Origin of the sequence: Roseateles sp., from assembly GCF_047654805.1 — a bacterium.
In the GTDB taxonomy this organism is placed as follows: domain Bacteria; phylum Pseudomonadota; class Gammaproteobacteria; order Burkholderiales; family Burkholderiaceae_C; genus Pelomonas.
Genome location: NZ_JASGIV010000001.1, coordinates 2,915,977 through 2,939,690 on the forward strand (window position 1 = coordinate 2,915,977; position 23,714 = coordinate 2,939,690).

General features: G+C 66.6%; 22 protein-coding genes. 8 read left to right on the plus strand and 14 right to left on the minus strand.

Features of this window, described 5'->3' with window-relative positions:
- Positions 1-9: 9 nt before the first annotated feature.
- Complete coding sequence (locus QM732_RS13140) at positions 10-747, minus strand: glutathione S-transferase family protein (protein ID WP_415656577.1); 738 nt, start codon at positions 745-747, stop codon at positions 10-12.
- A gap of 104 nt (positions 748-851) precedes the next feature.
- Between QM732_RS13140 and QM732_RS13145 the strand changes: the two genes are divergently transcribed.
- Positions 852-2,066 carry a polyhydroxyalkanoate depolymerase gene (locus QM732_RS13145; RefSeq protein ID WP_415656578.1) on the plus strand — a complete coding sequence of 405 codons (1,215 nt, stop codon included), beginning with the start codon at positions 852-854 and terminating at the stop codon, positions 2,064-2,066.
- A 46-nt stretch (positions 2,067-2,112) separates the two neighbouring features.
- On the opposite strand, the gene QM732_RS13150 is transcribed toward QM732_RS13145, so the two are convergent.
- Both QM732_RS13150 and xseA read right to left on the minus strand, forming a co-directional pair.
- Positions 2,113-2,694, minus strand: coding sequence for a superoxide dismutase (locus QM732_RS13150; RefSeq protein WP_415656579.1), 582 nt, complete (start codon positions 2,692-2,694; stop codon positions 2,113-2,115).
- 59 nt (positions 2,695-2,753) lie between these two features.
- Positions 2,754-4,055 carry an exodeoxyribonuclease VII large subunit gene (gene xseA, locus QM732_RS13155; protein ID WP_415656580.1) on the minus strand — a complete coding sequence of 434 codons (1,302 nt, stop codon included), beginning with the start codon at positions 4,053-4,055 and terminating at the stop codon, positions 2,754-2,756.
- A gap of 373 nt (positions 4,056-4,428) precedes the next feature.
- Here xseA and QM732_RS13160 point away from each other — a divergent pair, with 373 nt between their 5' ends.
- From QM732_RS13160 to QM732_RS13190, 7 genes are all read left to right on the plus strand, one after another.
- Positions 4,429-5,046 carry a MotA/TolQ/ExbB proton channel family protein gene (locus QM732_RS13160; protein ID WP_415656581.1) on the plus strand — a complete coding sequence of 206 codons (618 nt, stop codon included), beginning with the start codon at positions 4,429-4,431 and terminating at the stop codon, positions 5,044-5,046.
- Between the two features lie 19 nt (positions 5,047-5,065).
- Positions 5,066-5,482: an ExbD/TolR family protein gene (locus QM732_RS13165; RefSeq protein ID WP_415656582.1), complete on the plus strand. Its 417-nt coding sequence runs from the start codon at positions 5,066-5,068 to the stop codon at positions 5,480-5,482.
- Positions 5,483-5,516: 34 nt separating this feature from the next.
- Positions 5,517-6,491 (plus strand): tetraacyldisaccharide 4'-kinase, encoded by a 975-nt coding sequence (gene lpxK, locus QM732_RS13170; protein WP_415656583.1) that lies wholly within the window; start codon positions 5,517-5,519, stop codon positions 6,489-6,491.
- Positions 6,491-6,715, plus strand: coding sequence for a Trm112 family protein (locus QM732_RS13175; RefSeq protein ID WP_415656584.1), 225 nt, complete (start codon positions 6,491-6,493; stop codon positions 6,713-6,715). The genes lpxK and QM732_RS13175 overlap by 1 nt, the downstream gene beginning before the upstream one ends.
- Positions 6,712-7,449 carry a 3-deoxy-manno-octulosonate cytidylyltransferase gene (kdsB, locus tag QM732_RS13180; RefSeq protein ID WP_415656585.1) on the plus strand — a complete coding sequence of 246 codons (738 nt, stop codon included), beginning with the start codon at positions 6,712-6,714 and terminating at the stop codon, positions 7,447-7,449. The genes QM732_RS13175 and kdsB overlap by 4 nt, the downstream gene beginning before the upstream one ends.
- Before the next feature lie 112 nt (positions 7,450-7,561).
- Positions 7,562-8,215, plus strand: a complete 654-nt coding sequence (adk, locus tag QM732_RS13185; RefSeq protein WP_415656586.1) for an adenylate kinase — start codon at positions 7,562-7,564, stop codon at positions 8,213-8,215.
- Between the two features lie 104 nt (positions 8,216-8,319).
- Positions 8,320-9,078, plus strand: coding sequence for a 3-hydroxyacyl-CoA dehydrogenase (locus tag QM732_RS13190; RefSeq protein WP_415656587.1), 759 nt, complete (start codon positions 8,320-8,322; stop codon positions 9,076-9,078).
- A 154-nt stretch (positions 9,079-9,232) separates the two neighbouring features.
- Here QM732_RS13190 and QM732_RS13195 read toward each other — a convergent pair whose 3' ends face one another.
- The 11 genes from QM732_RS13195 to QM732_RS13245 form a co-directional block, all read right to left on the minus strand.
- Positions 9,233-10,486, minus strand: a complete 1,254-nt coding sequence (locus QM732_RS13195) for a hypothetical protein (RefSeq protein ID WP_415656588.1) — start codon at positions 10,484-10,486, stop codon at positions 9,233-9,235.
- Positions 10,487-10,569: 83 nt separating this feature from the next.
- On the minus strand, positions 10,570-11,007 hold the full coding sequence (locus QM732_RS13200; RefSeq protein WP_415656589.1) for an ExbD/TolR family protein: 438 nt from the start codon (positions 11,005-11,007) through the stop codon (positions 10,570-10,572).
- A 15-nt stretch (positions 11,008-11,022) separates the two neighbouring features.
- Positions 11,023-11,451 carry an ExbD/TolR family protein gene (locus QM732_RS13205; RefSeq protein ID WP_415656590.1) on the minus strand — a complete coding sequence of 143 codons (429 nt, stop codon included), beginning with the start codon at positions 11,449-11,451 and terminating at the stop codon, positions 11,023-11,025.
- A 34-nt stretch (positions 11,452-11,485) separates the two neighbouring features.
- On the minus strand, positions 11,486-12,319 hold the full coding sequence (locus tag QM732_RS13210; protein WP_415656591.1) for a MotA/TolQ/ExbB proton channel family protein: 834 nt from the start codon (positions 12,317-12,319) through the stop codon (positions 11,486-11,488).
- A gap of 77 nt (positions 12,320-12,396) precedes the next feature.
- On the minus strand, positions 12,397-13,041 hold the full coding sequence (locus tag QM732_RS13215) for an ABC transporter substrate-binding protein (RefSeq protein WP_415656592.1): 645 nt from the start codon (positions 13,039-13,041) through the stop codon (positions 12,397-12,399).
- 392 nt (positions 13,042-13,433) lie between these two features.
- Positions 13,434-14,135, minus strand: coding sequence for a 2OG-Fe(II) oxygenase (locus QM732_RS13220; protein ID WP_415656593.1), 702 nt, complete (start codon positions 14,133-14,135; stop codon positions 13,434-13,436).
- A 72-nt stretch (positions 14,136-14,207) separates the two neighbouring features.
- Positions 14,208-16,886 carry a TonB-dependent receptor gene (locus QM732_RS13225; RefSeq protein WP_415656594.1) on the minus strand — a complete coding sequence of 893 codons (2,679 nt, stop codon included), beginning with the start codon at positions 16,884-16,886 and terminating at the stop codon, positions 14,208-14,210.
- A 251-nt stretch (positions 16,887-17,137) separates the two neighbouring features.
- Positions 17,138-18,970 (minus strand): dipeptide ABC transporter ATP-binding protein, encoded by a 1,833-nt coding sequence (locus tag QM732_RS13230; RefSeq protein ID WP_415656595.1) that lies wholly within the window; start codon positions 18,968-18,970, stop codon positions 17,138-17,140.
- Positions 18,963-20,402 (minus strand): ABC transporter permease, encoded by a 1,440-nt coding sequence (locus tag QM732_RS13235; protein ID WP_415656596.1) that lies wholly within the window; start codon positions 20,400-20,402, stop codon positions 18,963-18,965. Before QM732_RS13235 ends, QM732_RS13230 begins: the two co-directional genes overlap by 8 nt.
- On the minus strand, positions 20,399-21,382 hold the full coding sequence (locus QM732_RS13240) for an ABC transporter permease (RefSeq protein ID WP_415656597.1): 984 nt from the start codon (positions 21,380-21,382) through the stop codon (positions 20,399-20,401). Before QM732_RS13240 ends, QM732_RS13235 begins: the two co-directional genes overlap by 4 nt.
- The gene (locus tag QM732_RS13245) at positions 21,382-23,616 is read right to left on the minus strand and encodes an ABC transporter substrate-binding protein (protein WP_415656598.1); all 2,235 of its coding nucleotides are present in this window, start codon (positions 23,614-23,616) and stop codon (positions 21,382-21,384) included. Before QM732_RS13245 ends, QM732_RS13240 begins: the two co-directional genes overlap by 1 nt.
- Between the last annotated feature and the right edge of the window lie 98 nt (positions 23,617-23,714).

Here is a 23,714-nt window from a genome sequence, read left to right on the forward strand (position 1 = left end):
CGGGCCCGCTCAGAAATCCATGTCCAGTTGCTCGATCTCGTCCGGCTCCTGCCGGGCGGCGTCGGTCCACGCCCGCAACTCCGGCATGGCGGCAATGCTCCGGCAGTAGGCCAGGCAAGCCGGATTCAACGGCACGTCGTAGGTCAGGAAGCGTGTGACCACAGGCGCGAAGATCGCGTCGGCCGCGCCGCGTCGCGTGCCGAACAGGTAGGGGCCGCCATAGCGGGCCAGGCATTCAGTCCAGATCTCGCTGATGCGCTCGATGTCAGGGCGGGCGCCGGCCCATATCTTGTGGCGAGGGAAATGGCCCTTGAGATTCATGGGCAGCGAAGCACGCAGGTTGGCGAAGCCCGAGTTCATCTCGCCGCAGACCGCACGAGCATGGGCCCGGGCCACGCGGTCGACCGGCCACAGCCCGGCCTTGGGGAAGGTCTCAGCCAGGTACTCGGCAATGGCCAGCGTGTTCCACACCGTCACGCCGTCGTGGCGCAGGCAGGGCACGAGGATGGACGGCGCCAGCAGCAGCAGTTCCTTGCGCGCATCCGCGTCGTCGGGCGGCAGCATGAGCTCCTCGAAGTCCAGGCCGGCGAAGCGGGCCAGCAGCCAGCCGCGCAGCGACCATGACGAGTAGTTCTTGCTGCTCAGCGTCAGCGTGGCGGCAGGCTTGGGCGCAGCCTTGGACTTGCGCGCCGGCGCGGCTTTGACGGGCCTGCGGGCTGCGGGCTTGCTTGGCGTGGCAACAGGCATGGGCGTCTCCTCGGCAGTCTGGACAGCCGCATCGACGCAAGGCCCATGCCATGCTGGCGCGCTACTTGCGTTGCCCACACCATCCCGGCCTTGCAGGAGCTGCCATGTACCCCGCCTACCAGGCCCACGTTGATCTGATGTGGCCGCTGCGTGCAGCGACACGCCTGTCCCTGCCCCTGCTGCAGCAGCCCGGCATCGCCGAAGCCGGCTGGCTGCCGGCCCGCCAGCTGTCGGCGGCAGGCCGGCTCTTCGAGTTGGCCCAGATCACCCACACCCGCCCGCCGTGGCGCATCGGCGAGATCGTCAATGGCGACGAGCGCTGGCCCATCACCGAAGAGGCCACGCTGACGACGCCTTTCGCCACGCTGCTGCGCTTTCGCCGGGATGGCGCGCCCTCCGCGCCCAAGGTGCTGGTGGTGGCACCGATGTCCGGTCACTTCGCGACGCTGCTGCGCGACACGGTGCGCACGCTGCTGCAGGACCATGACGTCTACGTGACCGACTGGCACAACGTGCGCGACGTGCCGCTGGCCGCCGGCCGCTTCGGGCTGGACGAGTACACGGCGCACCTGATGGATTTCCTCGCCGCCATCGGCCCACAGGCCCATGTGGTGGCCGTCTGCCAGCCCTGCGTCAGCGCGCTGGCGGCCGTCGCGCTGATGGCGGAGGAGGACCATCCCGCCACGCCCGCCAGCCTGACGCTGATGGCCGGCCCCATCGACTGCCGCGTCAGTCCCACGGAGGTCAACAGGCTGGCGACCAGCCGGCCCATCGAATGGTTCCGCAAGAACCTGATCAGCCACGTGCCCTGGCAACACCCGGGTGCGGGTCGGCGCGTCTACCCGGGCTTCGTGCAGTTGTCCGCGTTCATGAGCATGAACAAGGACAGGCACACGAACGCCTTCAAGGACTATTACAAGCACCTCGTCGCCGATGAGTTCGACAAGGCCGAGGTCACGCGCATGTTCTACGAGGAATACCTGGCCGTGGCCGACCTCGCAGCAGAGTTCTACCTGGAGACGGTCGAGCGCGTGTTCCAGACCTACGACCTGCCACGCGGCGAGATGCTGTTCAGGGGCCGACGCGTGAACCCGGCAGCCATACGCCGCACGGCCCTGCTGACCATAGAGGGCGAGCGCGACGATATCTGCTCGGTCGGCCAGACACTGGCGGCCCAGGACCTGGCCAGCAGCCTGAAGGCCTACATGCGCACCCACTACATCCAGCCCAACGTGGGCCACTACGGCGTGTTCAGCGGGCGACGCTGGCAGCGTCAGGTGTACCCGCTGGTCCGCCACGTCATTCAGGTCTCCCAGTAAAAAGCAAAGGCCGGCTGTTGCCGGCCTTTGCTGAGGAGCGGAGCGCTCAGGCGAAGTTGGCTTCGGCGAACTGCCAGTTCACGAGATTGCTCAGGAAGGTCTCGACGAACTTGGGGCGCAGGTTGCGATAGTCGATGTAGTAGGCGTGCTCCCACACGTCGACGGTCAGCAGCGCCTTGTCGGCGCTGGTCAGCGGCGTGCCGGCAGCGCCGGTGTTGACGATGTCGACCGTGCCATCGGGCTTCTTGACCAGCCAGGTCCAGCCCGAGCCGAAGTTGCCGACTGCGCTCTTCACGAAGGCTTCCTTGAAGGCGGCATAGCTGCCCCACTTGGCGTTGATGGCCGCGGCCAGCGCGCCGGTCGGCTCGCCGCCACCCTGCGGCTTCATGCAGTTCCAGAAGAACGTGTGATTCCAGATCTGGGCGGCGTTGTTGTAGATACCGCCGGAGCTCTTCTTGACGATCTCTTCCAGCGTCAGGGCCTCGAACTCCGTGCCCTTTTGCAGGTTGTTGAGGTTCACGACATAGGCGTTGTGGTGCTTGCCGTGGTGGAACTCAAGCGTCTCCTTGCTGTAGTGCGGGGCCAGCGAGTCGATTGCGTAGGGCAGCGGGGGCAGCGTGTGTTCCATGGTGTGAACCTCAAAGTGTTGGGGGGAAGGGAAACGCGGCGGATTGTAGGGAGCGTCAATCACCCTTGCGGCAAAGGCCGTACCCGCAGGACCTGCATGTCGGCGGCACCGTCCGCCAGCACGGTGCGCACCTCGCGCCCAGGCTGCAGGGTCTGCACGGACGTGATCGCGCCGCCCTGCCCGTCGTCCAGCCAGGCATAGCCCCGGGCGAGAACATGCTGGGGATCGAGGGCCTGCAGGCGGGCCTCCAGCGCATCGAGCCTGGTCCGCTGGCGGGTCAGGATGTCGCGATGGGCGCGCGCGTGGCGCTGCTCCAGGTGGAGCAGCCGCTGCCCCTGCATTTCGACGCGGCGTCGGGGCGCCGCGGCAGCCCGCTGGGCCAGCAGCTCGAGCAGCCGGCGCTGCCGCGCCAGTGCGTCGCTGGGCCGGGACAGGCGCAGCGCCAACCGGTCCAGGCGCTGGGCCAGGGTCTGCAGGCGGTGGTCGGTGCGCAACGCGAGGCTGCGCTCGAGGCTGGCGAGTTGCTGCAGCAGCCCCTCGCGCGACGGCGCGGCCAGCTCGGCGGCAGCGGTAGGCGTGGGCGCGCGCAGGTCGGCCGCCAGGTCACACAGCGTCACGTCGGTCTCGTGGCCCACGCCACAGACGACGGGCAGGGCAGACGACACCACGGCCCGCACGACGCGCTCGTCGTTGAAGGCCCAAAGATCCTCCAGCGAGCCGCCGCCGCGCACCAGCAGCAGCACGTCCACCTCGGCTCGCGCGTTGGCAGTCTGCAAGGCTCGCACGAGGGCTGGCGGTGCCTCCGCACCCTGCACGGGACTGGGGTAGACGACGACCTCGACCTGCGGCGCGCGGCGCGCCAGCGCGGTCAGCACGTCGTGCAGGGCCGCGCCCGCCGCCGACGTGACGACTCCGATGCGCCTCGGGTGGCTGGGCAATGCGCGCTTGGCCTGCGCGTCGAACAGGCCCTCAGCCGCGAGCCGAGCGCGCAGCTTCAGGAACTGCTCGTACAAAGTGCCCGCGCCCGCCCGGCGCATGGCTTCGACGACGAACTGCAGCTCGCCGCGAGGCTCGTAGACGGCCACGCGGCCTCGCAGCTCGACCAACAGTCCCTCCCCTGGCGCGAAGTCCAGCAGGGCCGCCGCGCGGCGGAACATCGCGCAGCGCAGGCTGGCGGCCTGGCCGTCGGCATCCTTCAGTCCGAAATAGCAGTGGCCGCTGGCGGCGCGCGTGAAGCCGCTGATCTCCCCGCCCACGACGACGACCGAAAAGCGCTCGGCCAGACTCTGGCTCACCGCCTCCAGCAGGCCAGCCACGCCCCAGACACGTCGGCCCGATGCGGCCTCGCGAGGCTCAATCACGCGCAAACCCAATACCGGCGCGGGCCGGGAAGTCCACAGCCGCGCCGGCACTGGGCTGGCGGGCGATTCCGGTGCATGGCGCCTGTCACGGCGCCGTCACGAGCACATAAGGCCTTGTTTTTCAATTCGATTTCCGCTGCTCAAACTTGAGGCAAGTTGTCCAAGGCCTTGATTTGACGGCCTCCGCCGGCCTGCACCCCGGTCTTGCCCACAAAGTTGTCCACAGCAACGGTGGATTGTGAAGAGGTCCGGGCCGGGGTCGGGAACTGGGCTGAGGCCGGCAAGCCTGGGGCCATAATCCCGCGCACTTTCCCGGCCGGTCAACGGCCGTTTTTGCGGCCGGCCAGCGGCCGCCTTCTCGACGGGGACGACCTTGTTTTCGATCATACAAGCCGCCGGTTGGCCAATCTGGCCCTTGCTCCTGTGCTCCGTGGTGGCCCTGGCCCTGATCATCGAGCGTCTGTCCAGCCTGCGTGCCAGCCGCATCATGCCGCCGCGGCTGCTGGACGACGTGCTCAACGTCAGCGCCCAGCAACTGCCGGCGCCCGACATGGTCGACCGCCTGGCCGAGAACTCCATCCTGGGCGAGGTGCTGGCCTCCGGCCTGCGCGCCGTGACCGCTGAGCCGCAGATGCCTGAGGGCAAGCTGCGCCAGGTGTTCGAGTTCGCCGGCCGCCGCGCCGTGCACCAGCTCGAGCGCTACATGAACACACTGGGCACCATCGCCACGGCCGCACCACTGCTGGGCCTGATGGGCACGGTGGTTGGCATGATCGAGATTTTCGGCAGCCAGACGCCCGGCGGCGGCAACCCCGCCCAGCTGGCGCACGGCATCTCCATCGCGCTCTACAACACCGCCTTCGGCCTGATGATCGCCATCCCGGCGCTGATCGCGCACCGCTATTTCCGCGGCAAGATCGAGGAGTACGTGCTGGAGCTCGAAGCTGCCGCTGACCGCCTGCTGGGTCAGTTGCGCCGCTACACGGCCTGAACGCCAAGGATTGCAAGCCATGCGCTTTCGCCCCCCGCACAGCGAACCGCCGGAGATCAACCTGATCCCCTTCATCGACGTGCTGTTGGTGATCCTGATCTTCCTGATGTTGTCGACGACGTACTCCAAGTTCACCGAGTTGCAGATCACCCTGCCCTCGGCCGACGCGGAGAAGCTCAAGGACAGGCCGCAGGAGGTCATCGTCGGCATCGCCGCCGATGGCCGCTTCGTCGTCAATCGCCAGGCCGTGGAGGGCCGCTCGGTCGACATCTTGATCGGCGCGCTGCGCCAAGCCTCGGGCGGCAACACGGAGGCCTCGCTGATCATCTCCGCCGACGCCGCCACGCCGCATCAGGCGGTCATCAACGTGATGGACGCCGCGCGCCGCGTCGGCCTGACGCGTGTCACTTTCGCCGCGCAGACCGACGCTCGCTGACCGCCTGCAGGAGCAGTGGCTGGCGGGCGGGGCGATGTCCGCTGCGCTGTTGCCGCTGAGCGGCCTGTACCGGGCATTGCTGGCGCTGCGCGCCCTGGCCTACCGCACCGGCCTCAAGCGGGTCGAGGCGCTGCCCGTGCCGGTCATCGTCGTGGGCAACTGGATCGTCGGCGGCGCCGGCAAGACCCCCACCACGCTGGCCCTGTTGGCGCTGCTGCGCGAGCGCGGGCTGCGCGCTGGTGTCATCTCGCGCGGCTACGGCCGCGACGGCGACGCCGTGCGCCTCGTCACCCGGGTGTCGACGGCGCGCGAGGTGGGAGACGAGCCGCTGCTCATCCACCTGCGCAGCGGCGCGCCGGTGGCCGTGGGCCGCGACCGGGTCGCCGCGGCCCGCGCGCTGCTGGCTGCCGAGCCAGGTCTGCAATTGCTGGTCAGCGACGACGGCCTGCAGCACTGGCGGCTGCCACGGAACCTGAGCCTGCTGGTCTTCGACGAACGCGGCCTGGGCAACGGTCGACTGCTGCCCGCAGGGCCCCTGCGCCAGCCTCCGCGGCCGCTCGCGGCAGACCAGCTCGTCGTCTACAACGCACCGCGGGCCAGTACCGCCCTGCCCGGCTTCATCGCCGAACGCCGGCTGGCCGGCGCCGTGACGCTGGCCGACTGGTGGGCTGGACGGCCGGCCCGCATGGACACGCTGCTGGCACTGCGCGGCAGGCCCGGGTTGCGCGCCGTCGCCGGCATTGCCAGGCCGCAGCGCTTCTTCGACATGCTGGCCGGCCTGGGTCTTTCCTTCGACACGCTGGCCCTGCCCGACCACGCCGACTTCGCCGAGCTGCCCTGGCCAGCCGATGCCGCCGGCATCCTGCTGACCGAGAAGGACGCCGTGAAACTGCCGCCAGAGCGCGTCGGCACCCTGCCCGTGTGGGTCGTGGCGCTAGACTTCGCGCCCGGCTCCGGCTTTGCCGCCGCGCTCGACAAACACTTGCAAAAACTCTTCGCTCCCGCCTGATGGATCCACGCCTCATCGAAATGCTGGTCTGCCCGCTGTGCAAGGGGCCGCTGACGCTGCTGCGCGAGGGTGCCGGGCTGGAACTGCCGGCGCTGGCCTGCCGCGCCGACCGCCTGGCCTTCCCCATCCGCGACGGCATCCCGCTGATGCTGGAGAGCGAGGCCAAGCCCTGGGATCCCGACACGGCCAGCGCCCCCGTGCCGCTCACGCCACTGGCGCCGTGAGCTTCACGGTCATCATCCCGGCGCGGTTGGCGTCGACCCGCCTGCCCAACAAGCCGTTGGCAGACATCGCCGGCCTGCCCATGATCGTGCGCGTCGCCCGGCGTGCGGCCCAGTCGGGCGCGAGCCGGATCGTCGTGGCCACCGATGCCCAGGAGGTCGCAGCCGCCTGCGCAGCCCATGGCGTGCAGGCGCTCATGACACGGGCCGACCACCCATCCGGCAGCGACAGGCTGGCCGAGGCCATCGAGCAGTTGGGGCTTGCGGACGAGGCCGCCGTCGTCAACGTGCAGGGCGACGAGCCCTTGATCGCGCCAGCCATGATTGATGCCTGCGCCGCGACGCTGGCCGCCCAGCCCGATTGCGTGATGGCCACTGTCGCGCATGCGCTGACCGACCCTTCCGAGTTCGCGAACCCCAATGTCGTCAAGCTCGTCACCGACAAGGCTGGGCGGGCACTGTATTTCTCGCGCGCGCCCATCGCATGGTGGCGCGACGGTGCCGGCCAACCCAACCAGGCGCTACGCCACGTTGGCCTCTACGCCTACCGTGCCGGCTTCCTGCGCCGCTTCCCCACGCTGGCCGTCAGTCCGCTGGAGCAGATCGAGTCGCTGGAGCAGTTGCGTGTGCTCTGGCACGGCGAGCGCATCGCGGTGCACTTGAGCGCCGAGCGGCCGGGGCCGGGCGTCGACACGCCCGAGGACCTGGAGCGCGTGCGGCTGCTGCTGCAGGCCTGATCCCCGGACCGCAGCGTCAGGCCTGCGAAAGTCCGCATGCGATACTTGCCCGCTGAGCTGAGGCGGGGTTCTTAACGGTCCCTCTTCACGCACGAATAGGACGAGGAGACCCATGCGACTGATCCTTCTTGGCGCCCCCGGCGCCGGCAAAGGCACCCAAGCTGCCTTCATCTGCAAGCAATTCGGCATTCCGCAGATCTCCACCGGCGACATGCTGCGCGCCGCCATCAAGGCCGGCACGCCGCTTGGTCTGGCGGCCAAGGCCGTCATGGACTCGGGCGCCCTGGTCAGCGACGACATCATCATCGGCCTCGTCAAGGAACGCATCGCGCAGGCCGATTGCGCCAAGGGCTTCCTGTTCGACGGGTTCCCGCGCACCATCCCGCAGGCGGACGCGATGAAGGCCGCCGGCGTGAAGCTGGACTACGTGCTTGAGATCGACGTGCCCTTCGACGCCATCATTGAGCGCATGAGCGGCCGTCGCGTGCATGTGGCCTCTGGCCGCACCTACCATGTCAAGTTCAACCCGCCCAAGCTCGCTGGCAAGGACGACGAGACCGGCGAGGAGCTGATCCAGCGCGAGGACGACAAGGAAGAAACCGTGCGCAAGCGCCTGGACGTCTACCAGGCCCAGACGCGCCCGCTGGTCGACTACTACTCGCAATGGGCCGCCACCGGCGACGCCAGCGCGCCCAAGTACCGCCGCATCGAGGGCGTCGGTTCGGTGGATGACATCATGAAGAAGGCATTGGCCGCGCTGGCCTGAGCACAGCTTCTCAGCGAACAAAGCCGCGGCGCAGCAGCCCCGCGGCTTTTTTGTCGTCCACAATTGACGTTTACGTCAACCAATCAACCCAGGAGATCCTCATCATGGAAATCGCAGGCAAGGTGTTCATCGTCACCGGCGGCGCCTCGGGCCTCGGCGAAGGCACGGCCCGCATGCTGGCCGCCCACGGCGCCAAGGTCGTCATCGCCGACCTGCAGGCCGAACGCGGCCAACAGGTCGCGGCCGAGATCGGCGGCGTCTTCGTCAAGTGCGACGTCAGCCAGGAGGCCGATGGCCAAGCGGCCGTGGCCGCTGCAACGGGCCTGGGCAAGCTGGCGGGCCTCGTCAACTGCGCCGGCATTGCGCCGGCCATCAAGACGGTCGGCAAGGACGGTGCCCATCCGCTGGCAGCCTTCAGCAAGACCATCACGGTCAACCTGATCGGCAGTTTCAACATGATTCGCCTTGCCGCCGAGGCAATGGCCAGGAACGAACCCGAGCCCACCGGTGAGCGTGGCGTGCTGATCTCGACGGCCTCGGTCGCCGCCTACGACGGCCAGATCGGCCAGGCGGCCTACGCCGCGTCCAAGGGAGGCGTGGTGGGCATGACGCTGCCCATCGCCCGCGACCTGGCCCGCAACGGCATCCGCAACATGACCATCGCCCCCGGCATCTTCGGCACGCCCATGCTGTTCGGCATGCCGCAGGAGGTGCAGGATGCGCTGGCTGCCAGCGTGCCCTTCCCCAGCCGGCTGGGCAGGCCGGAGGACTACGCCAAGCTGGTGCATCAGATCGTCACCAACGACATGCTCAACGGCGAAGTGATCCGCCTGGACGGCGCGATCCGCATGGCGCCGAAGTGATTCGCCAACGCTGAGCCGAAAGTGAAACGGGCCTGGATTCACCAGGCCCGTTCCGTTTCAATCTCAGCTCTGCCGACAACCCGGCGGCCGCCATGGAACTGGCATTGCCAGGCCATCAGCGGCCCCTTGAGGGGCCGGCGCAGCCGTCAGGTGGTCAACGCTTGCGCGACTGGATGATCCACAGTCGAGCCAGATCGGCCGCGCCGTCCGTGCCCTTGACGCTCTTCCAAGCGGCCTGGGCCTTGGCCGTCTCACCAGCCAGCATGTGGGCAAGGCCGAGGTAGAGCTTAGCGTCCTCGGGGCGCTTCAGGTTGCCCTTGGCGATGCCCTGCTCGATCTGCTCGATGCCCTTCTTGGCGTTACCGCCGAAGGCATTGGCCAGGCCCAGGGTCACGAAGGCGTTGCCGTCCTTGGCATCGCTGGCGGCCTTCTCGTTGGTCGCTGCGGAAGCCTTGGCCTCGCCGATCTTCTTGACCATCAGGTCGGCCAGGCGCTTGTGGCGGGCACCTTCGGCACCCTGGCCCAGCACGTTGGCGGCAAAGCCCTTGTCGACGACCTGCTTGCCCTCCTCCGGATAGCCGGCCTGGGCCGCAAGCTGTGCCATCTCCATGTAGTCCTCGGCACCGCGCGACATGTTTCCGGTGGCAAGGCGCAGGCGGTAGAGGTCGAGCTGGAAGCGGTTGCTGTCGAAGCTCTTTTTCTGCGGCAGGCTGCCCAGGATCTGGGCCCAGAGCTTGGGATCTGGGTAGAAGTTCAGCAGCTTCTCGGTCGCGACCGCCTCGGCATTCGCGTCACCCTTCTTCTGGGCCGCGAACAGCAGCAGGTTGAGCTTGTCCTTGGACGGGGCACGGCCGGCGCGCTCGTCAGCGGCGATCTCGTCCAGCGTGTCCTTGATGGTGGCCGTCATGTCGCCGGACAGGAACTGGGCGTTCTGCTGCACCTGCTTCATGGTGGGGCTGTTGCCGCCTTCCTTGAAGTAGCGCTGCGCCCAGTTCAGGGCCTTGGCGTTGTCACGGTTGCGCAGATAGGTGCCGGCGATGGCTTCCATGTACTGCAGCTGCTGGGCTTGCGACAGCTTGCCGGCTCCCTTCAGCACGTCGAAGGAGCGGGCCATCGTGTCGGGCTCGTTGGCGCCCATCGCGGCGGAGAAACGCACGCCTTCGATCGCATTGTTCTCGCCCGCGGTACGGCCACCCACGGCCTCGGCCTCGCGCAGCTTGGCCAGCGCTTCCTTGTACTTGCCGGCCTTGACGAACTTGCTGGCCTCGGTCAGCGGTGTGCCGACTTCCTTGCGCACGCTGTCCTGGGCGACGGCCTGGCTGAAGCCGAACTCGGCACCGGGCGCGCCATTCAGGGACAGGGCCAGGGCGCCAACGGCGACAGCCACCATGGTTTTCAAAGTCTTCAACTTGCTCTCCTGCAAAGCAAAAACGCGCCGCCCTTTCGGGCAGCGCGCATCACAGTATCGGTGTCAGCGGTCCCGAGGTCACGTCACTTGACGTATTGCTCGTTACCGACCATGCCCATCTTCTTGACGCTGTTGCGCTGGGCCGAGGCCATCACAGCAGCAACGACACCGTAGTCCACCAGCTTGTTCGGCTTGATGTGGATTTCCGGCTGATCGCTGATGGTCATGGCGCCGATCTCCTGCATCTTGGCGTTGACCGCGTCCAGGTTAGGCAGCGCGTTCTCGTCCCAGTAGATCGTGCCGTCAAAGTCGATCATCACCGTGTGCACGACCGGGTCCTGCTGCGGCGGATTCGAGCTAGGCGGCGGCATGTCCAGGTTGATCGTATGCAGTTGGATCGGGATGGTGATGATCAGCATCACCAGCAGCACCAGCATCACGTCAATCAGCGGCGTCGTGTTGACGTCCATCATGACTTCGGGTTCGCTGCCTCCCGAAGAACTTCCAACATTCATTCCCATGCTTGACTCCTGGGATCAGCCGCCACGAGCCGGCGGCTCGGTGACGAAGTTGATCTTCATGATGCCCGCGCGCTGGCAGGCGAAGATCACGCGACCGACCGACTCGTAGCGCGACTTGTCGTCGCCGCGGATATGCACCTCGGGCTGCGGGTTCTTGACCGATTCCTTGCCAAGGCGCTGTACCAGCTCCTCCATGTCGGGAATCAGCTTGGTGCCCCAGTAGACGTCGCCGTCCTTGCTGACCGAGAGTTCGATGTTCTCCGGCTTGGTGACGCGGATGATGTTGGTTTCCTTCGGCAGGTTCACCGCGATCGATTGCGTCACCACCGGCACGGTGATGAGGAAGATGATCAGCATCACCAACATCACGTCCACGAGGGGCGTGGTGTTGATGGTCGAGACCACCTCGTCCTCGCCGGAGGAGGATCCGACGTTCATGCCCATTGCATTGGCTCCTGTACGAGCTTCAGCTCAGGGTTTAGCGCTTGGCGACGGCGCGGTTGCCCATCAGCACGCCGTGCAGGTCGCCAGCGAACGAGCGGACCAGGGCCATGACGGTCTTGTTGCGGTTGACCAGCCAGTTGTAACCCAGCACGGCCGGCACGGCGACGACCAGGCCGATGGCGGTCATGATCAGCGCAGCGCCCACGGGGCCGGCAACCTTGTCGATGGAAGCCTGGCCGGCCACACCGATGGCGGTCAGCGCGTTCAGGATGCCCCACACGGTACCGAACAGGCCGATGAAGGGAGCGGTCGAACCGACGGTAGCCAGGAAGCCCAGGCCGGCCGAGATCTTGGTGTTGACGTCGGCAACGGCACGGTCAACGTTCATCGTGACCCAGCTGCTGTGGTCGATGTTCTCGGTCAGGGCGCCTTCATGGTGCTCCGAAGCCTCGATGGCGGTGGTGGCGATGTAGCGGAAGGCACTTTCTTCCTTCAGGGCCTTGACGCCGTCAGCCAGGCTGGCCTTCTTGAAGAAGGAGGCGCGGACTTCCTTGGCTTCGGATTGCAGCTTGCTGGTGTCCCACAGGCGGACTACCAGGATGTACCAGGAGCCCATGGACATGATGGCCAGGATGAACAGCACGACCTGGTCGACGACGTTGCCGTGGGCAACGATGTTGGCCAGGCTGTAGGGGTTGTCTTGCTTGGCGGGCGCGGCGGCAGCGGCAGGAGCTTGAGCAGCGGCGTCTTCAACCACGGCGGCCGAGGCGGCGTCGGCCGGCTTCTGATCTTGCGCGTGGGCGGGCGAAACAGCCAGGGTCGCGGCCATGGCGATGGCGGCAAGGAAGCCGGTGATGCGAGAAATCATGGAGTCAACTCCTAGGGAAAGATTCTGGTTTATGCGGTTCTGAATGCGCCCTACTGGCGCCGGATTCGAAGCGGGTCTTATTCGATCTTGAACTGGAACTCCTGCTCGAACACGTGATCGCCCGGGCATTCATAGGTCTCACGCAGGGTCGCCTCGATGGCCTGGACCAAGGCACGTTGCGCCTTGCGATCCACACCGCCACGCAGCGAGGTGATTTCGACGGCCGTCACACGGCCTGCCTTGACGGTGGCCACAGCCTTGTAGAGGGCTTCGCCACTCCAGTTGACCGACGGCATTTCCGGCTTGCCCATCTTGGTGCAAACCATGCCAGCGGTGATCTTGGCCGGGCGCGGCGCCGGCGCCGGCGCAGCGGGCGCCGGCGCCGGAGCGGGACGAATCTCAGCCACGGCCGGCGGAGCGACCTGGGTGGACTGGATCGCCGGGGCCGGCGGCGCCGGTGCAGTCACCTGAAACTCGGGCGGCGGCACGAAGGGCGGCGGCGGGGCCTTGAGATCCGGCGGCGGCGGCACCACCTTCTCGGGCGGCGGCGGCGGCTTGACCTTCTCTTCAATGACCTTGACGTCGATAGGGCCGGTGACCTTCTTGACGATATCGCGCGCCAGGCCGCTGGCCAGTGCATAGATGGCGACGACGTGGATCAGGACCACGATACCGAAGCCCGTGAACCGGGACGCGCCCTGCTTCTCCTGCGCAAAATTCATGCGCGCTCCTTCTTGCAACTACAAATCACAGTCAATGACTTCTTCTCTGGAAGCGGCCACCGCCACGGCGGAAGTTGCGCTCCTGCCGTCAACTGGTCCCCGAAGGGCGTGCATTCTAGATCGCGGAGGGAACGAATCCGCCTCGTCGAAAACACGCAGTCCGGCCGGGTGTGTAAAGCAGCTTTACACCTGCTCGAGCCAAAAAAAACGCCCGGTGGCACAGAGCCGTCGGGCATACGTTTCATCGCCACGAACCAGGTGCAGCAAACCGCACCTCCGGCCAAACCTGGCCACGCGTCATCTTAGCCCCCGGGTTTCCGGCTACTGCCTGGGGCTAACCCGGGCAAGAGGAACAGGGTGATTACATGCATCCGGTCACAAATGAGCGCAGCTCAGGCCGCGATCAGCCAGCCCGTGATGGCGTTGCGCTGCCCCTGGGCAAAGGGAGGCACGTAGGAGACGAAGTGGGTCTGCGGTACCGCAAACACCGACAACGAGTTGAAATGCGGGAAGAAGCTCTCGCTCACGCTGCCGTCGCGGTCGCTGAAATTCAGCAGCCCTCCCCAGTCGGGTCGCCACTGCCGGGTCAGATTGATGACGTAGGCCAGTCGCCGCTCCTCCACGTCAACGTGGTCGTCGTGGGCAAGCAGGAAGCTCCCTGGCGCATACATGGTGGCCTGTGCATACACACGATTGATCTCCTGGATGCCAGTGATGCCGCGCATCACCGACAGGAACGCTTCATCGGCCATCCAGCGGATGAACCGAGCCAGCAGCCCGGTATCACCCCGGTGCAGCTCATCAGCCAGGGAGTGGGTATAGAAGGAGAACTGGAACTGGCGGCGCGCGACCTCGACGATGCCATCCGTCAGATAGGACCGCTGGGCGGCATCAAGGCCGCGGAGCTGCTCTCCCGTCAGTCGCCTGTCCCCCTGGGCGTCGCGGTAGCACAGGCTCCAGTCGATGGCCTCGACGGCGCGAGCCAGGGCATCGGCCACGTCCGGCTTGAAGAAATCGCGGATCAGCAAGCGGCGATCGCGCCCGAACTCCGCGTTGAGCCGACGCAGGTCGAGGGCCGGATTGAGGTAGTCCATGGGTAGGCGGGACACAAGCAAGCACAAGCGGCAGGCCCGCAGGCCTGCCGGATTGCGTTGAACCAGTGAGGATCAGAACTTGAGATTGGCGCGCACGTAGAAGCTGCGCCCCTTGACGTCGGCGTAGGTCGGGTCGAAACCGACCTGGAAATAGTCCTCCTGGACCGTCACCGGCGGCTTCTTGTCGAGCAGGTTCAGCACGCCAGCCGTCAGCACCAGATTCTTGATGCCCTTGTACTGCCCCTGCAGGCTCCACAGATCGTACTTGGGCACATGATGCACCTCGTCGTAGTCCTGATAGCCGCTCTGGCGGAAGTAGCGCACGCCAGCCGCCCAGGCGCTGGTGTCCCAGTCGAGGCTGATGTTCTGCTTGACCCGAACCACCGGACCGCCGCGCAGATACTTGCCCAGGTTGTCTTCGACCTCGCCGGTCACGACGTTGGTCTCGCTGCTCTTGGTGACGACCGTGGCCTCCCAGGCCGGCGTGAACGTGCCGACGTCGGTGCGCACGCGGTACTTGGCCGACAGGTCGAAACCTTGCGCCGTCGCCTGGCCAACGTTCTCGAGCGAGGCTTTGACGTAGTCGAGATAGCCCTGGGCGTTCTTGATCAGGCGGCTGGCGTAGACAGACGAACTGGTCGTCGGGCCGGTTTGGTTCTTGTACCAGTCCTTCAAGATGTCGTCCCCGGACAGCGCCTTGATGCCATCGGTGATCTTGATGCTGAAGTAGCCGACCTCCAGCGAGAGGTCTTTCATCGGCTCGAACACTACGCCGAACGAGGCCGTCTTGGACTTCTCGGGCTTGAGGTTGCGGTTGCTGTTGTTCTGCACCGTCAGCTGCGTGTCGCAGTAGTTGGTGTTGGGCTTGCTGGCGCAGCCCACCAGGGTGTTGTAGTACGGATCGTTGAAGTTGCCGCCCGTGTTCGTCAGCGACGACGGGGCGTAGAGGTTGTCCAGCGCCGGGGCGCGGAAGCCCTTGCCGTAGGAGCCGCGCACGAGCAGCTCCTTCATCGGTGTCCAGCGCAGGCCGACCTTGGGGCTGGTGGAGGACAGGTTGGGCGAGCTGAAGGAACCGTCGCGCGACGAGCCCGACGCGCCGGTGTAGCGGTCGGCGCGCACGGCCGCATTCAGCTCGAGGTTCTTGATGACGGGCAGGTTCATCTCGGCATACACACCCAGGGTCTTGCGCTCGCCGTTGACCTTGCCGGCCGTGCCGGAACCGCCGACGATGTCGCCCGAGCCGGCGATCTCGGAGTAGCCGTCGAGGTACTTTTCCTTGCGCAGGTCCAGCCCGGCGGCCAGCGCAGCATTGCCGCCCGGCAGCGCAAACAGCTCCCGCGACAGCGAAAAGTCGAACGCGTCGAGGGTCGTCTTGGACGCACGATTGTTGCCGTGCAGTTCGGCCTCCTTCAACAGCGCGAGGCCGGTGGCATCGTTGGGACCGAAGGGGTTGACGTTGCCGGTCTTCAGCACACGCACCAGCTGCGTGTCGGAGAAGTTGCCGGTCAGAAAGTCCTCGCTGGCCTTGGACTGGGCACGCATCAGGCCGACCTTGTAGTCCCAACCTGCCAGCACCCCTTCCGCGCCGACCAGCGCGCGGGTCATGTCGTTGGTGACCTTGGTCAGGCGCTGGCCGCCATCGACGATACGCCAGGCGATGACGAGGTCGCCGCGGTAGCCCTTGCTGGACGACGCGTCCACGGCAGCAGTGGGGTAGTACTTGCCGCCAGCGGGATAGTAGTAGTCATCACGGCCCGAAGTGCTGGACGGAGTCTGCGATGAACCCAGGATGATCTCGTTCCTGGAGTAGGACAGCTCGGCAAACAGCAGGTGGTCGGCGCTCAGCTCGGCCGTGCCTCGCAGCAGGCCCCCGATACGGGTGGACGCCGGCACGATGTCGATCTTGCTGGTGTAGTCGTAGCGGCAGTTGGACCCACCAGGGAAGCTGTCAGGCGGCGCGCAGTTCGGGAAACCGGCAACGCCGGGAATGTAGGCCCCGGTCTGGGCGTTGTAGGCATTCGCCGGGAAGGTGTTACCCGAGGACTTGACGACGCCCAGGTCAGGACGGTTGCCGGTCTTGGCGAAGTCGCGGTCCGCCGCGTGAATGACGTCGTACTCCTGGAAGCTGAACGTCCCCAGTACGTTGAACTTGTCCTTGGACAGGTCGCCGAAGCCGATGCCCCCCTGGGCCGATGCGATCTTGCCGCCGACATGCTGGGGCTGCTCGTAGCCGGCCGTCACTTCGCCGCCGCGGAAGTCCTTGCGCGTGATGAAGTTGATGACGCCGCCGATGGCGTCGGAGCCATAGGTCGACGAGGCGCCGTCGCGCAGGATCTCGATGCGCTCGATGGCAGCAAGCGGGATGGCATTCAGGTCGACACCCGCGCCGGCGAAGGGATAGATCGCCAGACGACGGCCGTTCAGCAGCACCAGCGTGCGCTCGCGGCCCAGGCCGCGCAGCGACGCACCTGTCTGGCCGGTGGCGTTGGAGTCGCCGATGGACTCGCCCAGCGAACGGCCACCACCATTGTTCGAGCTGAGTCGATCCACCAGCTCCTGCACATTCGACGCGCCGGACTTGTCGATGGACTCGCGCGTCACGACGGTCAGCGGCACGGCCGTTTCAGCGTCGATGCGCTTGATGCTGGAGCCGGTGATCTCGATGCGCTCGAGTTTCTGTGCATCCTGGGCCATCGCACTGGTCGCGGCCAACGCCAGGACGGCACTCGTGATGGTGGTCTTCTTGAACATGGGGACTCCTTGAAGATGGTGGACCCGCCGTGTTTCTCCGGCGGTGCAGGCCCGGGTAGGGCCGATGCCTTGATCTGAGCGATCGGCTCAGATCTGAGGTGCCGAAAGTTTGTGCGGGCGCAACATTGCGGCAGCCCAAGGAAAGCCCTCTAGGCAAGCAAAATGCCCATCTAAGTTATTGATTCAAAAGGGAATGAGACCTCTCACCCCCCTAGAGTCACCCCTCACGCCGTTGCCGGCGCGCGACGAGGCTACGAGGCGGGTACGAGCAATCGCGGCACCGCCGCGAGCAGAGCTTTCGTGAAGCCTTCGCGAGGCTGTCCGAAAACCTCGCTACAGCCTCCCCGTTCGACGATCCGGCCCGCCTGCATGACCGCGATGTCGTCGGCGATGTACTCCACGACGCCGATGTTGTGCGTGATGAAGAGATAGGCAAGGCCCTGCTCGCGCTGCAGTTCGCGCAGCAGGTTCAGGATCTGGGCCTGCACTGACACGTCCAGCGCCGAGGTGGGCTCGTCGCAGACGATGAGCCTGGGCTCGACGGCCAGCGCACGGGCGATCGCGATGCGCTGGCGCTGGCCGCCGGAGAACTCGTGGGGCCAGCGCTGCAAGGCGTCACGGCGCAGGCCGACCTGGTCCACCAGCGCCTGCAGGCGAGCTTGGCGCTGGCCAGCGTCCAACTCGGGGCGCAGTGCAATCAGGCCCTCCTCAAGCACGTCGGCGACGCGCATGCGCGGGTTCAGCGACGCGAAGGGGTCCTGGAAGATGATCTGGATATGGCGCCGCGCCTGCAGCAGGGCCTGGCCGTGCAGCTTGAACAGGTCTTGCCCCTCGAAGAGGGCCTGGCCGCTGATGCGAGCCTGGCGGCGCAGCAACTGCGCGATGGCCTTGCCCGAGGTCGTCTTGCCACAGCCAGACTCCCCCACCAGGGCCAGCGTGCGGCCGGACTGCAACTGGAAGGAGATGCCGTCGACGGCATCGAAGTGGCGCGGCCCACTGTGCAGCAGTGGCGTTTTCAGCATGAAGCGCACGCGCAGATCGCGCACGTCCAGCAGCGGCTCGCCCGGCGCCAGCGGCGCAGGCGCAGAGTCCCTGGCCGAGGCCGGTGCGCGCGGCAACGCATCGCCGGGCTGGCTGTAGAGCAGGCAGCGCACCTGATGCTGCGGACCTTCGTCGGTCAGCTCCGGCGGCGTGCCAGCGCAATGGCGCATGACCTTGTCGCAGCGTGGCGCGAAGCGGCAGCCCGCGAAGGCCTGCCACAGCGGCGGCACGGTGCCGGCGATGGCCGCCAGCGGCTGGCCGCGTCGCCTGGCATCCGGCAGCGCCTGCAGCAGCAGCCTCGCATAGGGGTGCCTGGGCGCCGCAAAGAACTCGGCTGCCGGCGCGACCTCGATGATCTGCCCCGCATACATCAGCGCCACCCTGTGGGCCATGCCGCTGACGACGGCCAGATCGTGCGTGATCAGCAGCACGCCCAACTGGCGTTCGCGCTGCAGATCACGGATCAGGTCCAGGATCTGCGCCTGGATGGTCACGTCCAGCGCCGTCGTGGGCTCGTCGGCGACCAGATAGTCCGGCTCGGCGGCCAGAGCGATGGCGATCATCACGCGTTGCTTCTGGCCACCCGAGAGGCGGAATGGGTAGTCGTCGATCCGGCGCTCGGGCTCGGGGATACCCACCCGCGCCAACCAGTCGATGGCCTTGGCACGCGCCGCCTTGCCACGCAGCTTGGTGTGGGCCTCGATGGCCTCGACGATCTGGTCACCGACACGCATGACCGGGTTCAGGCTGGTCGACGGCTCCTGGAAGATCATCGAAATGCGGCTACCCCGCACATCGCGCATACGCCCCTCGGGCAGGGCCAGCAGATCCTGCCCGTCCAGCCGCACGGCGCCACCAGCCACACGGCCGTTCTCGGGCAGCAGTCGCATCAACGCCAACGCCGTCATGCTCTTGCCGCAACCGCTCTCCCCCACCAGCGCGAAGGTTTCGCCGCGCGACAGGGCGAGCCGCATGCCTGCAATGGCCTTCACGAGACCGGCGTCGGCATCCAGCTCCACCTGGAGATCTGCGATCTCAAGCATCCGCGGCCGCCTTCCTGCGCGGGAAGATGCGCGGCCGGACCGAGCGCGCCTTGGGGTCGAAGGCGTCGCGCACGCCGTCGGCGAACAGGTTGGCAGCCAGCACCAGCCCCACCATGAAACCGAAGGCTGCCGCGAAACTCCACCAGACCACCGGATCACGTGACATCTCGGCGCGCGCGAGATTGATCATGCTGCCGAAGCTGTTCATCAGGGGGTCCACGCCAACGCCGATGTAGGTCAACACGGCCTCGTAGAGGATGAGTTCGGAGAAGCTCAGCACCACCGTGATCAGCACCAGGTGCATGACGTTGGGCACGATGTGACGAGCCATGATGCGCAGGTCGCCCACGCCGAAGGCCGTGGCGGCCTGAACATAGTCCAGCTCGCGCAGCTTCAGCGTCTCGGCACGCACCAGGCGGCACAGCCCGGCCCAGCCGGTCAGGCCGAGGATGAGGCAGAGCATCAGCATCTTCACGTCCGAGCGCTCTGCCGCTGTCTCGAACAACTCCGGGTTCTTGTCGAAGAACACCTGCACCATCAACACGCAGGCCGCAATCAGCAGCACGTTGGGCACCGAGCTGAGCGTCGTGTAGACGTACTGAATGGCTTCATCCACCCAGCCCTTGTAGTAGCCGGCCAGCACACCCAGCAGCAGCGCCAACGGCAGCGTCGCCAGCGTGGACAGCGCGCCGATGACGAAGGCTGTGCGCACGCTCTTGAGCGCCTGCACCAGCACATCGTTTCCAGTGCGGTCCGTGCCGAACACGTGGTAATGCGGCATCAGCGCGATGACCGGGCCGGCCAGCAAGAGGATGACGGCCAGCGTGAGCAGGATGGCGCGCAACGGGTAGAGCGTGCGGTCGGCCGCCAGATCGGCCAGTGCATGCCGCCAACCGTCGTGCTGCCGGGCCAGGCCTGCCGCGGTCAGCGCAACCAGCGCCACGGCCAGTGCCAGGCCGCCCAGCAAACCAACGCCAGCGCGGGTCGCGACGTCCGCGGTCCACTGCATAGCCGGGTCCGCCAGATGGGCGCCGCCGAACTGCAGGCGCGGGTAGGCACGATGCACCTCACCATTCGCGCCAACGCTGCTCTCCTTGTTGAAGCCATGCGTGCCCAGCGGCAGCGAGTAGCTGACCTCGCGCATGGCGATCTGGCGTTGCAGCAGCAGGTCCAGCACGGACAACGTGCGCGTGTCGTAAACCGTGCTGCCGTCCGTCGTCGGTAGCGCGCGGCGCAGGTGCAGGCTGTCCACCAGCGTGACGAGCAGGAAAAGCCCCATGACGACGCCGGCGCAGGCCGCGACCGGGTCGCGCAGCACGCGGCGCCAAGTCGCACGCAGATGGACCTGGGCCTTCACGCGCCAGACGTAGGCCAGCACGGCAGCAGTCAGCAGCCACAGCGCCAGGTCGGTCCACAGGAGGACGAACTTCATTGCAGCCGCACCCTGGGATCCACCCACGTGTAAGCGATGTCGATCAGCGCATTGCTCGCGATGTAGAGCAGCGCGCCGAGAAAAACCATCGTGCGCACGATGGCGAAGTCCTGGCCCGTGATGGCCTCGATGACGAAGGCGCCCAGGCCCGGGATGCCGAAGAAGCTCTCGAACACCAGACTGCCCAGGAAGACATAGGGCAGGTAGCTGCCGGCGCTGGTGATGATGGGGATGAGCGCATTGCGCAGCACATGCCGACTCAGCACTCGCCCCTCGGACAGGCCCTTTGCGCGCGCGGTACGCACATAGTCCTTGCCCATCTCCTCCAGGAACATCGCGCGGTACAGGCGCGCCTCGCCGCCCAGCCGGCTCAGCAGCGACAGGAGAATGGGCAAGGCGAGGAACTTGATGGCATCCAGCCCCGGCGCAAAGCCGTTCATCGGCACCAGCTTGAGCACGCGGGCAAACAGGAACTGGCCCACGATGATGTAGAACAGGCTGCTGATCGACAACATCAGCACGCACAGCACGACGCCCCAGAAGTCGATGCGGCTGTGCCTGAAGAACACCAGCAGCAGTGCAAAGGCGACGCTGACGATGACTTGCAGGATGAATAGGGGCAGCGCCAGCTGCAGGCTCACACCCATGCGCACCTTGATCTCGTGGCCGATGTTGACGGCTTGGCGCGCATCACTCCTGCCGAAGTCCAGCGCGAACAGGCTGACCGAACGCTCCCACAGGATGGTGTGCGTCACGCGCTCCGTACCGACCTTGCTGGCGTCGTAGTAGAGCGGCTTGTCATAGCCGCGCTCGACTTTCCACTTGTCGATTTGCTCCTGTGTCACGCGCTTGCCACCGATGTTCAGCCGCGCCATGTCGTCGGGCGTGTTGACCGAGAAGAACAGGACGAAGGTGAAGAGGTTGACACCGACAAGGATGGCCAGGCCATAGCCCAGGCGACGCAGCACGAAACCAAGCATCAGCGCGCCCCTTTCGCGACGGGCGCCAGCGCCGTGGCGGCCTCGCGGGCGCGCCAGGCGCGCCGCGTCGCGAAAAGAACGGCCAGCGCCCCGGCCGCCAGCGCCAGCAGCGGCCACCAGACCGGGCGGTTCCACGCAGCGATGCTGCGCGCGCGCTCGTCCACGTCCACGCGCAGCCAGCGCGCACGGTCGCGCACAACAACGCCCGGCTTGCCGTTGTGTACCCAGCGCTGGAAGGCCAGGCCGGAATAGCTCCAGTAGCCCCACGCCCAGGGCGCATCCTGGCGCGCAATGTCGTTCATCTGCGCCATCACGGCGGCCTTCTCGGGCCCGTCCTCCAGCGACTGCAGCTTGCGGTAGAGGCGATCGAACTCAGGGCTGGCGTAGTTGGCCGTGTTCTCGCCCTCGTGCAGGCTCTTGCTGTTGGGACCATAGAGCAGGAACAGGAAGTTCTCGGCATCCGGGTAGTCGGCGAACCAGCCCCACCAGAAGATCTGGTGCTTGCCCTTGAGGATCTTCTCCTGGAACTGGTTGAAATCGGTTGCGCGGATGTCCAGCTGTATTCCGAGCTTGGCGAACTGACGCACCATCCAGTCGTTCTCGGCCTTGAGCTCGGGCGTGATGACGCGCTGGAAGTCGTAGTTCAGCACCAGCGGCTTGTCGGTCTTCGCGTCGCGGCCGCCGGGATAGCCGGCCTCGACCATCAGCTGCAGCGCGTCCTCGATGGGCCGCCGCACTGGCTTGCCGTTGACGAGACGGTGGGTGACCGGGTTGTACTCACCGGGCTGGCCCTCCTTGGAGCCGAACACACCGGGAGGAATAGGTCCCTGCGCCGCGTCGCCACCCTTGTCGCGGAAAATGCGGCCATAGCCCTCCTCCCAGTCGATGGCGATGGAGATGGCCTGGCGCAGCGCCCGGTTGCGCCGCTGCTGCTCTGGCGTGTCGCCCTTGCCGATGACCGGGTCCAGCCAGTTGAAGCCCAGATACCAGTTGCTGATGTCGGTAGCCATCGGCAGTTGGAAGCCGCGCTGCTCGAAGAATGCATGCACATCGTCCGAGTCGTCGCGATCCACGGCGAGGTTGACACCCCAGTCGGCGCGGTCCATCTCGGGCAGGTCCAGATAGCCCTGCTTGAAGAGCTCCTTGATGGGCACCTTTTCCTTGACGTTGGTGGCGACAATCTTGTCCACAAAGGGGACCCGCTTGCCACAGTCGGCAAGCAGTCCGGCCTCGGCGTCACCGGGGCTGCCGTCGCAGGGGTAGGTCTCGACGCGGTAGTTGGGGTTGCGGCTCATCACGTGCCGACGGTCCTGCACGTACTCCGTCATCATGAAGGGGCCGCTGCCCACCGGCCACTGGTTCCAGGTCAACGAGTTGGCGGCCATGCCGGGCTGGGAGTAAAAGGCGTCCACCTCCCAGGGAATGGCCGACACGAAGGCCGTGGCCAGCCAGTACTGCCACTGCGGATAGCGGCCCTTCAGGCGGATACGCAGCAGGTGATCATTCACCGCCTCGGCGCCGGCCAGCGGCCAGCGGCGCAGGTCCAGAAAGGGCTTGTCAGCCAGGTTCTCGGGCAGTCCTGCCAACTGCTTGTCGCTCTCACGCTTGAGCAGTGCCATGTAGTCGCGCAGGCCCAGTACATGCTCGGAGAACACCGCCGCCACTGGTGCCTCGATGCGCGGGCTGGCATGGCGTTTGAGCGCGTAGACGAAGTCCTCGGCCACCACCTCGCGCGTGCCCAGATGGTCGAACTCGAAGGGGCTACGCTTGTCGCCCAGCTCGCCGGGCCTGAGGTGGTGGTAGCGGTAATGCCCCGCCGCGTCCGTGGCGAAGGCCGGATGCGGCGCCCATTTCAGGCCCGCGCGGATGGGGATGTCGTAGACCGCCTGCGCGATCTGCTCATCGGGCGCATCGTCGGGCAGGCGACGGCCTTGGGCGTCCAGAAAGTACGGCTTGGCCAGCTCGGAGGCGGCTCGCGGGATCAGCGTGTAGGGGCGCTTGAGCGGGTGATAACCGTAGGGCGGCTCGGTGATTTCGTAGGTATAGGTGCTCTCGGGGGCCGTGTAGGAGGACGTGGGGTCCAGGTAACGCGGCGAGCGCTCGGCGAAAGCCATGTAGAGCGTGTTTTCCCGCTCGGCGCCATGGGGATAGGGGCTGTTGTTGCAGCCGGCCAGCAGGGCAAGCGCCAGCGCGCCCAGACTCTGCCCGATCCACCCCCTGCCGATTCCCGCCACCGAAGCACCCTCAAAACACGACGCCCCGGCGGAGCCGGGGCGGTGGCAGGAATCATAGACGGACAACCCGCCTGGACAGCGCAGCGAAGGCGCTGTGG

Excerpts from the sequence above, each read along its gene's own strand:
- QM732_RS13140 (WP_415656577.1), bottom strand. The coding sequence starts at position 747 with ATGCCTGTTGCCACGCCAAGCAAGCCCGCAGCCCGCAGGCCCGTCAAA.
- QM732_RS13145 (WP_415656578.1), top strand. The coding sequence starts at position 852 with ATGTACCCCGCCTACCAGGCCCACGTTGATCTGATGTGGCCGCTGCGT.
- QM732_RS13150 (WP_415656579.1), bottom strand. The coding sequence starts at position 2,694 with ATGGAACACACGCTGCCCCCGCTGCCCTACGCAATCGACTCGCTGGCC.
- QM732_RS13165 (WP_415656582.1), top strand. The coding sequence starts at position 5,066 with ATGCGCTTTCGCCCCCCGCACAGCGAACCGCCGGAGATCAACCTGATC.
- lpxK (WP_415656583.1), top strand. The coding sequence starts at position 5,517 with ATGTCCGCTGCGCTGTTGCCGCTGAGCGGCCTGTACCGGGCATTGCTG.
- QM732_RS13175 (WP_415656584.1), top strand. The coding sequence starts at position 6,491 with ATGGATCCACGCCTCATCGAAATGCTGGTCTGCCCGCTGTGCAAGGGG.
- adk (WP_415656586.1), top strand. The coding sequence starts at position 7,562 with ATGCGACTGATCCTTCTTGGCGCCCCCGGCGCCGGCAAAGGCACCCAA.
- QM732_RS13190 (WP_415656587.1), top strand. The coding sequence starts at position 8,320 with ATGGAAATCGCAGGCAAGGTGTTCATCGTCACCGGCGGCGCCTCGGGC.
- QM732_RS13200 (WP_415656589.1), bottom strand. The coding sequence starts at position 11,007 with ATGGGAATGAATGTTGGAAGTTCTTCGGGAGGCAGCGAACCCGAAGTC.
- QM732_RS13205 (WP_415656590.1), bottom strand. The coding sequence starts at position 11,451 with ATGGGCATGAACGTCGGATCCTCCTCCGGCGAGGACGAGGTGGTCTCG.
- QM732_RS13210 (WP_415656591.1), bottom strand. The coding sequence starts at position 12,319 with ATGATTTCTCGCATCACCGGCTTCCTTGCCGCCATCGCCATGGCCGCG.
- QM732_RS13215 (WP_415656592.1), bottom strand. The coding sequence starts at position 13,041 with ATGAATTTTGCGCAGGAGAAGCAGGGCGCGTCCCGGTTCACGGGCTTC.
- QM732_RS13220 (WP_415656593.1), bottom strand. The coding sequence starts at position 14,135 with ATGGACTACCTCAATCCGGCCCTCGACCTGCGTCGGCTCAACGCGGAG.
- QM732_RS13225 (WP_415656594.1), bottom strand. The coding sequence starts at position 16,886 with ATGTTCAAGAAGACCACCATCACGAGTGCCGTCCTGGCGTTGGCCGCG.
- QM732_RS13230 (WP_415656595.1), bottom strand. The coding sequence starts at position 18,970 with ATGCTTGAGATCGCAGATCTCCAGGTGGAGCTGGATGCCGACGCCGGT.
- QM732_RS13235 (WP_415656596.1), bottom strand. The coding sequence starts at position 20,402 with ATGAAGTTCGTCCTCCTGTGGACCGACCTGGCGCTGTGGCTGCTGACT.
- QM732_RS13240 (WP_415656597.1), bottom strand. The coding sequence starts at position 21,382 with ATGCTTGGTTTCGTGCTGCGTCGCCTGGGCTATGGCCTGGCCATCCTT.